Annotated in this window: 13 protein-coding genes; 8 read left to right on the top strand and 5 right to left on the bottom strand. The window is 61.3% G+C overall.

Annotated elements, in window-relative coordinates:
* Positions 1-20: 20 nt before the first annotated feature.
* Positions 21-320, bottom strand: a complete 300-nt coding sequence (locus B5P46_RS06070) for a helix-turn-helix domain-containing protein (protein WP_129417918.1) — start codon at positions 318-320, stop codon at positions 21-23.
* 34 nt (positions 321-354) lie between these two features.
* On the opposite strand from B5P46_RS06070, the gene ybaL reads away from it, so the two are divergent.
* The 4 genes from ybaL to B5P46_RS06050 all read left to right on the top strand — a co-directional run bounded on the left by ybaL (position 355) and on the right by B5P46_RS06050 (position 6,121).
* Positions 355-2,178: a YbaL family putative K(+) efflux transporter gene (gene ybaL / locus B5P46_RS06065; protein ID WP_129417917.1), complete on the top strand. Its 1,824-nt coding sequence runs from the start codon at positions 355-357 to the stop codon at positions 2,176-2,178.
* Between the two features lie 54 nt (positions 2,179-2,232).
* Complete coding sequence (locus tag B5P46_RS06060) at positions 2,233-2,613, top strand: hypothetical protein (RefSeq protein WP_129418843.1); 381 nt, start codon at positions 2,233-2,235, stop codon at positions 2,611-2,613.
* An 83-nt stretch (positions 2,614-2,696) separates the two neighbouring features.
* Positions 2,697-5,246: a protein translocase subunit SecD gene (gene secD / locus B5P46_RS06055; RefSeq protein WP_129417916.1), complete on the top strand. Its 2,550-nt coding sequence runs from the start codon at positions 2,697-2,699 to the stop codon at positions 5,244-5,246.
* A gap of 158 nt (positions 5,247-5,404) precedes the next feature.
* Positions 5,405-6,121 carry a sensor histidine kinase gene (locus B5P46_RS06050; protein WP_129417915.1) on the top strand — a complete coding sequence of 239 codons (717 nt, stop codon included), beginning with the start codon at positions 5,405-5,407 and terminating at the stop codon, positions 6,119-6,121.
* A gap of 3 nt (positions 6,122-6,124) precedes the next feature.
* Here B5P46_RS06050 and B5P46_RS06045 read toward each other — a convergent pair whose 3' ends face one another.
* From B5P46_RS06045 to B5P46_RS06035, 3 genes are all read right to left on the bottom strand, one after another.
* The gene (locus B5P46_RS06045; RefSeq protein WP_003545475.1) at positions 6,125-6,562 is read right to left on the bottom strand and encodes a response regulator; all 438 of its coding nucleotides are present in this window, start codon (positions 6,560-6,562) and stop codon (positions 6,125-6,127) included.
* A 30-nt stretch (positions 6,563-6,592) separates the two neighbouring features.
* The gene (locus B5P46_RS06040; RefSeq protein ID WP_129417914.1) at positions 6,593-7,297 is read right to left on the bottom strand and encodes a response regulator transcription factor; all 705 of its coding nucleotides are present in this window, start codon (positions 7,295-7,297) and stop codon (positions 6,593-6,595) included.
* 480 nt (positions 7,298-7,777) lie between these two features.
* Positions 7,778-8,155, bottom strand: a complete 378-nt coding sequence (locus B5P46_RS06035; RefSeq protein WP_129417913.1) for a response regulator — start codon at positions 8,153-8,155, stop codon at positions 7,778-7,780.
* Between the two features lie 28 nt (positions 8,156-8,183).
* Here B5P46_RS06035 and B5P46_RS06030 point away from each other — a divergent pair, with 28 nt between their 5' ends.
* Genes B5P46_RS06030 through B5P46_RS06015 form a run of 4 tightly spaced genes read left to right on the top strand, consistent with a single transcriptional unit; the run spans position 8,184 to position 14,140 of the window.
* Entirely contained in the window at positions 8,184-10,487 is a 2,304-nt protein-coding gene (locus tag B5P46_RS06030; RefSeq protein ID WP_206735316.1) for a sensor histidine kinase, read from the top strand.
* Positions 10,474-10,899, top strand: coding sequence for a response regulator (locus tag B5P46_RS06025; protein ID WP_003545468.1), 426 nt, complete (start codon positions 10,474-10,476; stop codon positions 10,897-10,899). The genes B5P46_RS06030 and B5P46_RS06025 overlap by 14 nt, the downstream gene beginning before the upstream one ends.
* A 4-nt stretch (positions 10,900-10,903) precedes the next feature.
* The gene (locus tag B5P46_RS06020; protein ID WP_129417911.1) at positions 10,904-12,499 is read left to right on the top strand and encodes a response regulator; all 1,596 of its coding nucleotides are present in this window, start codon (positions 10,904-10,906) and stop codon (positions 12,497-12,499) included.
* Between the two features lie 21 nt (positions 12,500-12,520).
* Positions 12,521-14,140, top strand: coding sequence for a VOC family protein (locus B5P46_RS06015; RefSeq protein ID WP_206735315.1), 1,620 nt, complete (start codon positions 12,521-12,523; stop codon positions 14,138-14,140).
* Positions 14,141-14,143: 3 nt separating this feature from the next.
* On the opposite strand, the gene B5P46_RS06010 is transcribed toward B5P46_RS06015, so the two are convergent.
* The gene (locus B5P46_RS06010; protein WP_129417910.1) at positions 14,144-15,037 is read right to left on the bottom strand and encodes a DMT family transporter; all 894 of its coding nucleotides are present in this window, start codon (positions 15,035-15,037) and stop codon (positions 14,144-14,146) included.
* Positions 15,038-15,232: the final 195 nt, after the last annotated feature.

The following is a 15,232-nucleotide window of genomic DNA, read 5'->3' as shown; positions in this document are numbered from 1 at the left end:
ATCGATTCCAATTTAAGGAATTATGCAGAGGCCAAGCAGAGGCCGGTGCCCGTCCCTTCGATCTCCACGAATTTGACGCCGCCTTCCTCGAAGGCGAGGCGCAGTTGCGCCTCCGTCGCGCGATGGATGTCGTGGTGCCGGCCCTCGTAATCGCGGATGGTGCTGCGCGAGACGGCGGCCCTTCCGGCCAGGTCGGTCTGGGTCCAGTCCAGCAAGCCGCGCGCCGCGCGGCAGAGAGCGGGAGTGAGAATTGTTTCCCTTGCGCCTTGACCCATGATTTCAAGTTGCCCATATTGGTCGATATACACCATATATGTCATATTACGAACGGGATTTCCAGATCGGGAGACAGCGATGCCACACGATACGCCCTTGATTTCGACAATCGTCGGCGGCCTCGTGCTGGCTTTCATCTTCGGCGCCTTCGCCCATCGGCTGCGGATGCCGCCGCTCGTCGGCTATCTGATCGCCGGCGTGCTCGTGGGGCCGCATACGCCGGGTTATGTGGCCGATCAGAACCTTGCGCCGGAGCTTGCCGAAATCGGCGTCATCCTGCTGATGTTCGGCGTCGGGCTGCATTTCTCCCTGAAAGACCTGCTGTCGGTGCGTGGCATCGCCGTGCCCGGCGCGATTGTGCAGATCGCCTTCGCGACATTGCTCGGCTGGGGGCTCGGCGCCTTCATGGGCTGGCCGACCGGCGGCAGCCTGGTCTTCGGCCTTGCGCTTTCGGTCGCCTCCACCGTCGTGCTCCTGAAGGCACTGCAGGAGCGGCGCCTCGTCGAGACGGAGCGCGGCAGGATCGCCGTCGGCTGGCTGATCGTCGAGGATCTCGCCATGGTGCTGGCGCTGGTGCTGATCCCGGCCGCAGCCAGCATCGGCGGTGAGGGTCACGCTCCCGTCGAGCCGCTCTCAGCCGGGCTGAGCCGCCTGTTCGGCCTCGATCTCGGCATCGGCGGCATGATCGCCATGACGCTGGTAAAGGTGGCGCTGTTCGTGGCGCTGATGCTGGTCTTCGGCCGCAAGCTTATTCCATGGACGATGCACCGCATCGCCCATACCGGTTCGCGCGAGCTCTTCCGGCTCGGCGTGCTGGCGATCGCGCTCGGCGTCGCCTTCGGAGCGGCGAAGCTCTTCGGCGTGTCGCTGGCGCTCGGCGCCTTCTTCGCCGGCATGGTGCTTGCCGAAAGCGAGCTCAGCCATCGCGCCGCACAGGAAAGCCTGCCGCTGCGCGACGCCTTTGCCGTGCTGTTCTTCGTCTCGGTCGGCATGCTGTTCGATCCGAACATCCTGATCGACAAGCCGCTGCCGATCCTCGCCACCATCTTCATCATCGTCATCGGCAAGTCCGTCGCCGCCTTGCTGATCGTGCTCGCCTTCAAGAAGCCGCTCGGCACGGCGCTGACGATTTCGGCAAGCCTCGGCCAGATCGGCGAATTCTCCTTCATCCTCGCCGCCCTCGGCGTCCAACTCGGGCTGCTGCCGGAGGAGGGCCGCGATCTGATTCTTGCTGGCGCCATCATCTCGATCATCCTCAATCCGCTGCTGTTCTTCCTCTGCGACCGCATGCGGCCACTTTTCGAAGGTGCGAAACGCGAGGAGACCGCAGTCGCGCCCGCTGCCGACGCCGCAGATCCGACCATCACTCAGGAGACGGCGCCAGCTGACGATGACGAGGTGCATCCGACCACTCTCAGCGGCCACGCCATTCTCATCGGTTATGGGCGCGTCGGCAAAATCGTCGGGCAGAACCTCAAATCGTCGGGCACGCCCTTCCTGGTTATCGAAGATTCCGACAAGCGTATCGGCGAGCTGAAGGCGCAGGGCGTCGAAGCCTTCATGGGCAATGCGGTGGCAAGGGAGACCCTGGATCTCGCCAATCTCGCGACTGCGCGCAGCATTGCCATCGCCATCCCGAACGCCTTCGAGGCCTGCCGGATCGCCGAGCAGGCGCGCAGCGTCAATCCGTCGATCCTCATCGTCGCCCGCGCCCATTCCGACGCCGAGGTCGATGAGTTGAAGCAATATGGCGCCGACACCGTCATCATGGGCGAGCGTGAAATCGCGCTTGGCATGGTTGACCGGCTCGCCCAAGTGCATCATGAGAGTGTGCCCTATGAAGACGGGCATGGGCCTGATACAATTATGCCGACGGATGACCCTCCGCCGGAAAGAGAATGAGAGATTGGCGCGCTTTTGAGCCGATACGGGAGTGACATGGCCGGGACGGAGAAGATGGAGCTGGACCAGCGCCGTCTGACGAGCCGTATCGCCGCTTCCCTCCTCGTCGCCACCCTTGCCTATCTCGGCCTTCTTTTCGGCGGCAATCTGGTGTTCTCGCCGGCCGCCGCCGTCAATACGCTTTCCTCTTCCGATCGGGATTCGCAGCCGCCGCAGCTGACTGCGCGCGATGCGGTGCGCGGCTTGCTTGCCAGTGAACGCAAACTTGCACCGAAGCAGGCGGCGCATGACGCCGGACCGCTTGCCCTTGCCGCCGCCCCGGCTGTCGATTTTTCCGGCTGGACCATGGCCGCGCCTTTTCCGGCATTTGAAGCTTCGCTTCATGCCGCAGTCTCCAGGACCCATCAGCCGCGCGCACCGCCGGTCGCTGCCTGACGCTCGCGCCGATCGGCGCTTCCGACCATTGACGACATGCCGCCAGCGCCCGAGCGCCGGCCCTCGATATCAAGGAATACAACATGCGTACTTCACGATGGCTGGTGGTCACCTATACGGTGATCATCCTACTCGGCCTATTGATCGCCCTGCCGAACGTCCTGCCGCAATCCGTCCTCCAGCGCGTGCCGGCCTGGCTGCCGCATGAGCAGGTGTCGCTCGGCCTCGACCTTCGCGGCGGTTCGCACCTCGTTCTGGAAGTCGACGAAGCCGACCTTACCAAGGAGCGGCTGCAATCGCTGCTTCAGGACGCGCGCCGCGTGCTGCGCGAAAAGGGCATCCAGCCGAAAGCCGTGGTCCGCGGCCAGAACCAGATCGTCGTGACGCTCGCCGATGCCTCACAGAGCGATGCTGCCGTCACCGAACTTAAGACGCTTGCCAACCCGATCAGCACCGGCCTCAGCGCCGGCCAGGCGGATCTTGATGTCACGGCGAACGGCGCCACCATCACCGTCGGCTTCTCGCGGGCCGGCATCGCCGCCAATGTCGACAATGCCGTCCAGCAGAGCCTTGAAGTCATCCGCCAGCGCGTCGACCAGGTCGGCGTCTCCGAGCCGACCATCCAGCGCATCGGCGCCAACCGCGTGCTCGTCCAGCTTCCGGGCGCGCAGGATCCGTCGCGCCTGCGCGAACTTCTCGGCTCCACCGCCAAAATGTCGTTCCATATGCTGGCGCCGAACAACGCGCCCGGACCCGGCGTGACCATGCTGAAGGACGATGAAGGCAATTCCTATCCGGTCCTCGACCGCGTCGAGATCTCCGGCGATCGCCTTTCGGATGCCCGCGTCAGCTTCGATCCGAACACGCGTGAGCCGATCGTCAGCTTCCGCTTCGACAGCGCCGGCGCCACCCGCTTTGCCGATATCACCCGCCAGAACGTCGGCAATCCCTTCGCCATCGTCCTCGACGACAAGGTGCTGAGCGCGCCGGTCATCCGTGAGCCGATCACCGGCGGTTCCGGCCAGATCTCCGGCAGCTTTTCAGCCGACAGCGCCACGACGCTGGCCGCCATGCTGCGCGCCGGCGCCCTGCCCGCCAAGCTGACGGTCATCGAGGAACGCACCGTCGGCGCCGACCTCGGCGCCGACGCCATCAAGATGGGTATTTATTCCGGCCTCGTCGGCTTTGCTCTCGTCGCACTCTTCATCTTCGTTCTCTATGGCACCTGGGGCATCCTGGCGAATGTGGCGCTGCTGATCCACACGATCCTGACCTTCTCGGCCCTGACGCTGGTTGGCGCGACGCTGACACTGCCGGGCATTGCCGGTGTCGTGCTCGGCATCGGCCTTGCGGTCGACGCCAACGTTCTCATCAACGAGCGTATTCGTGAAGAGACCCGCAAGGGTAAGGGCGCCTTTGCCGCCATCGATACGGGCTTCAATCGTGCCTATTCGACCATCATCGACGGCAATATGACGGCCCTGATCGCTGCGGCCATCCTGTTCTTTTTCGGTTCCGGGCCGGTTCGCGGCTTTGCTGTGACCATGGCGCTTGGCCTGATCATCTCGATGTTCACCTCGGTCGCCTTCGTGCGCGTCGCGATGATCGAGATCACCCGCCGCCGCAAGTTCAAGGTGCTGAACATCCGGCCATTGATCCCGTTCAGCCCCTATGACAAGCACATCGAGTTCATGAAGGCGCGCTTCTTCGGCGTCACCGTTTCGGCGCTGCTTTCGATTGCCTCTGTCGTGCTCTTCATTCATCCGGGCCTCAACTACGGCGTCGATTTCCGCGGCGGCATCCAGATGGCCGTCAGGACGCAAGGGGCTGCTGATCTTGCGAAGTTCCGCGAAGGTCTGGACAGCCTCGGCCTCGGCGAAATCACGCTGCAGTCCTTCGGCGACAAGAACAGCATCCTCGTTCGCGCGCAGCGGCAGGAGGGCGGCGAAGAGGCGCAGACAGCAGCGGTGACCAAGCTGAAGGCCGAAGTCATCAAGATCGACCCGAACGCCACCGTCGAAGGTACCGACGTCATCGGTCCGAAGGTCAGCGGCGAGCTTGCCTGGGCCGGCATCCTGTCGGTGGTGATCGCAAGCTTTGCGATGCTCATCTATATCTGGGTCCGGTTCGAATGGCCGTTTGCCGTCGGCGCTATCGTCACGCTGGTGCTCGACGTCACCAAGGCGATCGGCTTCTTCGCGATCACCGGCCTCGACTTCAACCTGACGGCGATCGCCGCCATCCTGACGCTTGTCGGTTATTCGGTGAACGACAAGGTCGTCGTCTATGACCGCATGCGCGAAAACATGCGGCTCTACAAGTCGATGCCGCTGCGCGAGATCATCGACAAGTCGATCAACGAGACCCTCGCGCGAAGCCTTTACACCAATGCGACGGCCTTCCTCGCACTGGTGCCGATGGCGATCTGGGGCGGCAGCGCGGTCTCGAGCTTTGCGATCCCGATGGTCTTCGGCATTCTTGTCGCCGGTGCCTCCTCGATCTTCATCGCGGCACCCATCCTGCTCTTCCTTGGCGACTGGCGCCGCCGCCATGCCAAGGCGGCACCGGCAACCGATGAGGCAGTCGAGATCATTCCGCCGGAACAGGGTCGCCCGCGCAAGTCCGCGAGCTAAAATCCCGTTAACGCATCCTTGAAGAGGGCGCCGGTTGCAGAGCCGGCGCCCTCTTTCTATTGTCGGCTACAGCATTATGTGCCAATTCAAAGTGTTACAGCGTCCTTTGCGCGTCTGAAAAGACGCGCGGCGCTGTAAGAGATCGGGGAAACCGCCAGATGTCATCCGACCCAACGAGACCGCCGGAAACCACCGTTGCCGGAGACAGCGAGGAGCGCATCAAACGTTTTCTCGCAACCGCCTCGCACGACCTGCAATCGCCGCTTCGCCATATCGCCATGTATGCCGAGCTGCTGCTCGACGATCTTGAGGAGACGCTCGACGGTGAACAGCTTCAGAGCTTGCGGATGATCATGGAAAAGGCGCAGACGGCGCAGCGCCTCACCAAGGCATTGATGAGCCTTGCCGGCGGCACACCGCAGGTGACCCCTGAAGAGGTCGATCTGCAGGCGCTCGCCGAAAATATCTGGGGCGAACTGACCGACGAGACGGCGATCGGCGAGGCGACGCTCGAAAGCGACGGCCTACCCTCCATCCGTACCGACCCTGCCCTCCTCGGTCTGGTGCTGCGGCACTTGCTGACCAATGCCCTCATTTATCGCGGGGAAGCGCCGCCGCATGTGGCCATCGCGGCGGAGCGCGAGGGGACGGGCTGGTTCATCCGGATTTCCGACAATGGAACAGGCATCGATCCCGTTTATCGGGAGCGGATATTCGAGCCTTTCTGGAAATTGCCGAAGCCGGGAACGGTCCAGGGCGCCGGTCTTGGACTGACGACGACGCGGGAGTTTCTGACGGCGCTTGGCGGCGATATCAGCCTCGAACATTCGGATGAAAGCGGCAGTCGATTCATCATCCGCCTTCCCATCGCTTGATGGTTAGATACTGTAATCGTCCTTCCAGAAATCCGGGACGTCATAGGTCACGTATTCGCGGATGATATGCTGCAGCGTCTGGGCATCGATTTCGTCCTTGCCGATGCGGAAATCGACGCCGTAATCCGGGAATTCCTGGAAATAGCCGCCGGATATATCGGTCGAGACCACGCCGATCGGACCGGTGTAACCGATGCCACGCAGCTCCGGCACCGTGTCGCGGAAATCGGCATTGGGCAGAAGGCGATTGTCGAGCAGGATGAGATCGAAGCGCGCCGCGCGGATCTTTTCCAGCGCGTCACCGATCGATTGCGAATATTCAACCTCGACGGCCGGCTCGGAGAGATCGGCGATCTTCTTCTTGAGCGCGCGGAATTCGATGAATTCGTCGTCGACAAAGAGAACCTTTACGGCATTCCTTCGGCTCGTTTCGGTGATCATCGTCTCATTTCCCCAATCCCGAAACCAACTTCACGAAACCAAACCATTCCTCAAGGCGATCGCCACCATATGAACGCGGTTCACAGCGTCAAGTTTGCGCGCGGCCGCGGTGATGTGCGAATTGACCGTATGTTCGGAAAGACCGAGAATAATGGCGATTTCCGCCGACGTCTTGCCTTCGCTCGTCCATTTGACGATTTCCGATTCGCGCTGGGTCAGCCGTCCGGACATTTCCGGCGTCAGGATTTCCTCGTAGAGCTTGTCGAAAATGCGCATGGCGTCGAGAAGCATGTCGGCGATCTCACTCTGATCCGGCTCCTGACGCTCGCCGCTAAGTACGAGGCAATATCGCCGCCCTTCCGGCGTAAACAGCGGGATGAAGAGAAAGACGCCGCTCAGGAACTCGTTGAAAACAAGATCTGATGGATAATCTTCCAGCTGTGCGCTCTTGCCATGGACCGGCGTTGCCAGGAACTGGGCGGACTTTGCCCGGACGGTGCCCAGCGCCGCCTTCAACGTCGTGATGAAAAGGCCGACACGCCGCTCGGCAACATTGGTGATGACGATATCGCGTTCACCGAAAGGGGCCGAAGCTTCGGAAATGCGGGCAAGCGCGAAATTGTCGAAGTTGTAATGCTGCGCCGCCGATTTCAACAGACGGAAAAAATCGGTGCGGTTGATCGCCCGGCTCAGCTCCGGTCCGGCATGAAAGGGAATTGCCGGGGCATTGTTCATTCCCACTCTTCCTCTCCTCCCGCCAATGCCTCTAATCCCGAAATCTTGGGATATACGTCTTAAACGCGAAGAGCTACAAAAATTGCGAGACGGTTGATGACAGATATCGAAAACGGGGACTTTCGATATGTAAGGCGGAAATCATCAATTATCTCAACGACAGGTGATGCACGGGCAGATTTTACTGAGGGGCAGTAGTTCTTACCTGGGTATCGTATTCTTCCTGCATTCAACATCCATGAATGCGAGAAGGCAGTGCCAGACGTAAGCGCGAGAGAGCCGATAGACCCATTCAGCTAAGGGGTTGGCTGATGTTCGTGGCGGCGAACGCGGGTTGATCGGTTCTCTCAGCGCTTATTTTGCGTTCCATATTCTTCGCTTCGGTTGCATCTTGTGATGCGTCCTCGACCTTGTCAATTGCGGTTTGTCAGATGGCTTGGACGAATGAGAGGGAATAGGACATACGACTTTCGCCGTTTTCTACATCTCAAGATTGAGAATGATCATGGCAAGGTCAAGTGGCTTTTCCAGATAGACATCGGCGCCGGCATCGAGTGAGCGCGCGCGGTCCTCGGCAGCATCCGATCCGCTGCAGATAGCAAGCCGCATCGCCTTGAAACGATCATCCAGGCGCAACCGAGTGATCAGGCCGATGCCGCTATCGAGCGGCATGTAGAGATCGGCGACCAGCAGATCGGGCGAGGTCTTGCCTTCCGCCGCGCGCGTCTCCAGTGCCTCCAGCGCCATTTCGGCTGTGGAGAAACAGAATAGATCGACGTCTAACTGCTGCTTTCTGCTCATATAGTCGACATAGAAGAGGTCATCCTTGCTGTCGTCGACATAAAATAGGGTGGTCATCTAGCACCGTGATTTGGATATTGTTCGAATGAACCTCGCTGTCCTTCGACATCACCATATCGCGGTTCCACTAAAATTCGATATACCTCATCGCAGATCATTTCGCAAAAAGCGCGGCACCGCCCTGCCTTGCCTATTGAGTATTCCTCGATTTCGGAAAAGATGGCCGCGCAAACCGAAGGAGGACACACGGGTGCAGGATCAGGGCAACGTGGACCTGCAGGACCAGCCAAGACAGCACTACCGTGCCTTTGCGATTGCCGTCGGCTGCCTGATGTTCCTCCTCGGCGTGACGGCGCTTACCGGCTGGCTGCTGCAGGTCGAGATTGTCATTTCGCTGGTTCCCGGCTTTCCGTCGATGGCCTTCAACACCGCGCTCTGCTTCGTGCTTTCCGGCGTGGGGCTTGCCGCTTCGACACTCCCCGCCCGCCGTTTTCGAGCAACGGCGACGATCACGGCGGGGCTTGCGGCGGCGATCGCCGCGGCCCGGCTCGTGGAAATCGTCATGATCGGGCGGACGTTTCACAATGTCGACGTGTTGATCTCGCGCTTCCTGGTTTCGCCGGATTTCATCGCTGAGATCGGCGGCGGCATGGGGCCGAACACGGCGCTGGTCTTCCTGATCGCCAATCTTTCGCTGCTGCTCTCGCTCCAGGTGGAGAGGAAAAGCCAGGTCGTGCAGGAGCTGACGAGCTACGTCGTCATCACCCTCGGCATGATCGCGCTGGCCAGCTATGTCACCGATGCCGAACAGGGCTACCGCTGGGGGCCCTATGCGGCGATGGCGCTGCATACGGCGGTCGGCATGGTGATCTTCGGCTCGGGGCTTCTCGCCCGCTCCTGGTGGATTCAGCCGGCAAACCGGGCACAGATCCCGCTCTGGATCCCGGCTGCGGTCTGCTTCACCGGTCTTCTCGTCGATCTCTATACTCCGCTGGGTGTCGCCAACGGCATTCTCTACGTGCCGCTGGTGCTGACGGCGCTCTGGTTCGGCAACCGGAACGCGCCGCTTTTCTTCGCCTTTGCCTGCACCGTGCTCCTGATGCTCGGCTTCTTCGCCGTCAGGCACAACGAGGCGGCGTTCTGGCAGGAAATCGCCAACCGCACCATTACGGCTGCCACGCTTTGGCTGATCGCGATCCTCGTCTTCTATTTCATGCGCAACAACTATAACCTCGAAACCGAGCGCGTCCGCTTCGGCGCGCTGGTGCGCGGCACGCCTGATGCCGTCGTCGTCATCGACGAGCGTGGAACGATCAGGAATTTCAATCCAGCGGCTGAAAGCATGTTCGGTTACTCTCCGCAGGAGACGATCGGCCGGAACATCAAGATGCTGATGCCCGAACCCTACCATTCCGAGCACGACGGCTATCTCGCCCATTACCGGCAGACCGGCGAGGAGCGCATCATCGGCACGACGCGCATGGTCTCCGGACGACGCAAGAGCGGCATCGTCTTTCCGATCGATGTTTCCATCAGCGCCGTCGTCACCGGCCATACGAAGACCTTCGTCGGTATCGTGCGCGACATCAGCGAGCGCGTCCGGCAGGAAGAACGGATGAAAACGACGCTTTCCCAACTCGAAGCCTATACGGCCGAGCTCGAGCGCAGCAACCACGACCTCGATGAATTCGCCTATATCGCCTCGCATGATCTCAAAGAACCGCTGCGCGGCCTGCACAACCACTCCCGCTTCCTGTTGGAGGATTATGAAGACAAGCTCGATGCGGACGGCGTGCGCCGGCTGAACCGGCTCGTGCGTCTCAGCCAGCGCATGGAGAAGCTCGTCAACGAGCTTCTTTATTTCTCCCGGCTCGGACGCCAGCAGCTGGCGGTCAAACGCACCGATATCGGCCTGATCGTCAAGGATGTCGTCGCGACGATGGAGTTGCTGCTGGAGGAACGGCACGCCAAGGTTATCATCGACGGCCGGCTGCCGGAGGTGGTCTGCGACGCGCCGCGGTTGACCGAAGTGTTCCGCAATCTCATAACCAATGCGATCAAATACAACGACAAGCCGGCGCCGCTCGTCTCGATCGGCTATCTTGACCGGTTCGTCGGCAAGGACGGCACGGTTGCCCGCAACGTGTTTTTCGTTAAGGATAACGGCAAGGGCATTCCGCAGGAATTCCACGAAGATATTTTCCGCATTTTCAAACGGCTGGAAAAGTCGCAGGATTCCGACGACGGGACCGGAGCAGGCCTCACCTTCGTTCGCAAGATCATCGCGCGGCACAATGGCGATATCTGGCTGGAATCCGAGGTCGGCACCGGCACGACATTCTACTTCACTCTGGGAAAAAAGCGCGAGGGGCAGAATGCAGCAGCGTGATACGCAACCGATCCTGATCGTCGAGGACAGCGAAGACGATTTCGAAGCGACGATGCGCGCCTTTAAACGCACAAATCTGCGCAATTCGATCCGCTGGGCGGCCTCCGGTCAGGAAGCGCTCGACATGCTCGCCGAGATGGTGCCGAAACCGGGGCTGATCCTGCTCGACCTCAACATGCCGGGCCTTGATGGCCGCAAGACGCTGGAGGCGATCAAATCGAACGCCGGCTGGCGCAAGATCCCGGTGGTGATCCTCACGACCTCCGACGACGAACGCGATATCGAAGGCTGCTATGCGCTCGGCGCCAATACCTATGTGCAGAAGCCGGTGGATCTCGACGGGCTCTTCGCCGCGATCCAGCGGCTGAAGGAATACTGGTTCGAAATCGCGATCCTGCCACTCGAGGACTGAAAGATTGGCGGAACACTGCTCTATTCTCATTATCGACGACAACATCGACGATCTCGAGGTCTATCGCCGCATATTGGGCCGCGTTTCCAGCACTGCCTATACCGTCGTGGAGGCGGAGACGGGCGAAGAGGGTCGTGCGCTGAATGGCCGGAAACGGCCGGACTGCATCCTGCTCGACTATTCGCTGCCGGGGCGCGACGGGCTCGGCGTGCTTGCCGATATATTGGAGGACGATCCCGCCGCCAACGTCATCATGCTGACCGGCCAAGGCAACGAAACCGTCGCCGTCGAGGTGATGAAGAGCGGGGCACGCGACTATCTGACAAAGGATTCGCTTTCGCCTGAAACACTGCATCGCTGCATTCAGAACGCCATCATGCACGGCATGCTGGAAGCGAAGCTGGAGCAGAAGCGGCAATCGCTGGAGATCTTCACCCGCGCCATGGCCCATGATCTGAAGGAGCCGCTCCGGACGATCAAATCCTTCAGCCGCATCCTGCACGGTTCTGCAGCGCTTCCGGCCGAAGACCGGGAATTGCTCGATTACGTGCTCAGCGCCGCCGATCACATGGAAGACCTGATCGTCAAGGTCTCGGGCTTCACCAAGCTCGAGGCCTCCGGCGGGCTGGAGCTCAGGCCGGTCTCGCTCTCTGATGTGCTCGACCAGGTGGAGGACAATCTGCGCCAGCAGACTGAAAGCCGCGGAGCCGTCATCATCCGCGGGGCGCTGCCGGAGGTCATGGGCGATGCGACGCTGCTGACCCAGCTCCTGCAGAACCTGGTGTCGAATGCCATCCGCTATTGCGAGCAGAAGGTTCCGGAGATCAGCATCATAGGCGAAGCGCAGGGCGATATCTGCCGCCTCACCGTGCGTGACAACGGGCCTGGCATCGACCCCGAGCACCGCGATCTGATCTTCCAGCCGTTCAAGCGTCTCGTTGGGCGTGGCATCGAAGGCACCGGGCTCGGCCTTGCCATCTGCCGCCGCATCGCGCAGATGCATGGCGGCTCGATTTGGTGCGAGGCAGAAGATGGGCCGGGCGCGACCTTCATTGTCGACGTGCCGCTCGCCGAGGCGAGGCCTGTGCCATCAGCCATATCGGCCGTCCCGCACAGCACCAGGCCGGCGGAGCAGCCAGGCGAGGGTTCGGGCAGGCTCGCCGAAGTGCTGCTGGTCGAAGACAGCCCGGCCGACATCCAGATTCTGAAGATCAAGCTGATGCGGCGGGAGAAGGTGAATTTCAACCTGCATGTCGCCACCAACGGACGCGAGGCGATGCGGCTGCTCGAAGAACGCGCCGGCATCGCCGATGTGCCGCAGATCGACCTGATGCTGCTCGACATCAACATGCCGATCATGGACGGTTTCGAAGTGCTGCATGCGCTTTCGGCCGATGTCCGCCTCAAGCGAATTCCCGTCTGCATTCTCAGCACGTCAGGCGACGAGAGCGACATGCGGCGGGCCAGAAATCTCGGCGCGCGCGCCTATATGGTCAAGCCGCCGACCCTGCAGCAACTGGAAGAGGCACTCGAAGATGTCGATCATTTGGAGTTGTTGCAGCGCGGCGATTCGCTTGCGCTTTGTGCGGAACAAAATTAAGCGATCGTCATTGGCAACGGTATGACCTTCGCAGCTCTCATACTCGCGCTCCTGACGACACCGCTTCAATCAGGACTGCTCTCGATGGTATCAGGCATACATCACGTCACGGCCGTAACCCGCAAGGTGCAGGCGAATGTGGACTTCTACGCGGGATTTCTCGGCATGCGGCTCGTCAAGCAGACAGCCGGTTATGAGGACGTGACGCAGCTTCATCTCCTCTATGGCGATGCGGCAGGGACGCCGGGTTCGCTGCTGACCTTCCTCGCCTGGGAAGATGGTGCGCCCGGCCGGGTCGGCTACGGCCAGATCAGCGAAATATCGCTATCGATCAATCCCACCAGCATCGGCTACTGGCTGACGCGCGCCATGAGCTTCGGTCTGAACTCAGAGGGACCAGCCGACGAATTCGGCGAGCCTGTCCTACGGCTGAAGGACCCTGACAACATCATCCTCAAGCTCGCAGGCGCAAAGAACCTCGCATCGCCGGCCGCCTGGGACGGCGCCTCCATCCCGGTCGAACATGCCGTTCAGCGCGTGCGCGGCGCCACCATGCTGACGGAGGAGCCCGCCGAAAGCCGCAGCTTCCTCGAAACGCATTTCGGTTACCGCTTCCAGGCCAGCCGCGGCACGATCGACAGGCTGGTGTCGCAATCCGGCGACGTCATCGACGTGCGCGATGCGCGCGGCTTCTGGTCCGGCGCGCCGGGCACCGGGACGGTCGATCACGTCGCCTTCCGCGCCGCCGACGAGGAGACGCTGCTTTCGGTACGCAAGGCGCTGGAGGCGACCGACGCATCGCCGACCAACATGCATGACCGCAAATATTTCCGCTCGCTCTATGCCCGCGAACCCGGCGGCACGCTGGTGGAACTCGCCACCGACAAGCCCGGCATGACCGTGGACGAAGAGCAGGCCGCCCTCGGGGGCAAGCTCTTCGCGCCGCCCGAAGCCATCACCAATCTTCACGACCTGAAGGTGATGCTGCCGCAATTTTCGATGCCCGGCCAGCCGCGTATCAATTATCGCGAGCTGCCATTCGTCCACCGGTTCTATACGCCCCCGGATCCCGATGGCAGCGTCTTCGTTTTGTTGCACGGCTCCGGCGGCAATGAGACGACGCTGATGCCGCTCCTGAACAAGGCGGCGCCGCGGGCGACGCTGCTCGGCGTGCGCGGCCGGGCGACGGAGGAAGGGTTTCCACGCTGGTACAAGCGCATTACCCCCTTCTCCTTCGACCAGAACGATATCAAGACCGAGGCGGAGGCCTTCGCGGCCTTCATCGAGGGCGCCGTCAAATCCTACGGGCTCGATCCTCAGAAGGTCGTCTATGTCGGTTATTCCAATGGCGCCAACCTTTTGAACTCGCTGCTCTACCTGCACCCGAACCTGGTTCACAAGGCGGTGCTGCTGCGCTCCATGCCTGTGCTGAGCGACTATCCGCATGCCGATCTGAAAGGCACGGACCTGCTCGTCATCAGCGGCAAGACGGATGCCTACGGCAAATATGCGAGCGAGCTGGAAGAAAGGCTGAAGAGTTCGGGTGCCACCGTCGATTCCGACGTCATCCCCGGCGGCCACGATCTCGGCGATGCCGACATTCCGATCATCCAGAAATGGCTACTGCAGGAAAATCGCTGACGATCAGCCACGGCGGGCAACCATGATGCCGGCAAGCACGACGGCGCCGCCGAGTGCCTGCATCGTCCCGATCGCTTCGTTGAGCAACGCCCAGGCAAGGATCGCCGCAACGACCGGCTGCAACAGCAGCGTCAGCGAGGAAAAGGCCGCCGGCAGATAGGCCAACGCATAGGTGATCGCCACCTGCCCGCCGGCATGGCTGATAAAAGCCAGGCCGAAGACGATCGACCAGCCATAGAGGGTCGCGGGCAGCATATGGCCCTCGTAGATGAGGCCGATCGGAAAGATGAAGGCGGCAGCCGATGCCGTGCTCCACAACATGATGCGGATCGTATCGAACCGGCTGCGCAGCCTGCCGATCGCAAGGATGTAGCAGGCATAGAAGAAGGCGGCGATCATCGCAATGCCATCGCCGCTGAGGTCACCGTTGCCAATGGCTGCCGGTCCGCCCTTCAGAATGACGACGCCTGATAGCGCCAGGACAAGCCCGAACAGGAAGATGCGGCTGATCCTCGCGCTGAAAAAGACGAAGGCGATCAGCGTGACGAAAACCGGTGCGAGGTTGGCCAGCAGCGTCGCATTGGCGACCGACGTCATGGTGAGCGAAAGGTGCCAGGCGCCGAGGTCGAGCGCCAGCATCACGCCTGGCAGAACCAGCATGCCATAGTCGGAAAGGCTCTGCGGCTTCGGCCCCGCATCCTTCTTCAGCAGCGAGACGATCACGATCGGGATCAACGCCAGCGCCACGCGCCAGAAGGCCGTCGCCATCGGTCCGACCTCGGACAGCCTGACGAAGATCGGCGAGCCGCCGATCGCCGCCCCGCCGAGAAGGAGCGCCGCAAGGGCGAAACGATTGGAAGGCGAGGCTTCGGAAAGGGTGGGAGCGGCCTGCGACATGATCTCGATATTTCTGGTCGCCCAAATGCCGGGCCGGCGGGATATTACAGCGCCGCGCGTCTTTTCAGACGCGCAAAGGACGCTGTAACACTTTCAATTGCTGCATAATTTTATCCTTAAATCGATTTCGATTTAAGGAATTATGCAGTGATGGCCGAGGGACTATCAGAAGTCGATCACCGGGGACAGTCGAAG

Origin of the sequence: Rhizobium leguminosarum (assembly GCF_004123835.1) — a bacterium.
GTDB classification, from domain to species: domain Bacteria; phylum Pseudomonadota; class Alphaproteobacteria; order Rhizobiales; family Rhizobiaceae; genus Rhizobium; species Rhizobium leguminosarum_M.
Note: the sequence above shows the minus strand (reverse complement) of the source record. Positions and strands in the feature narration are given on the sequence as shown.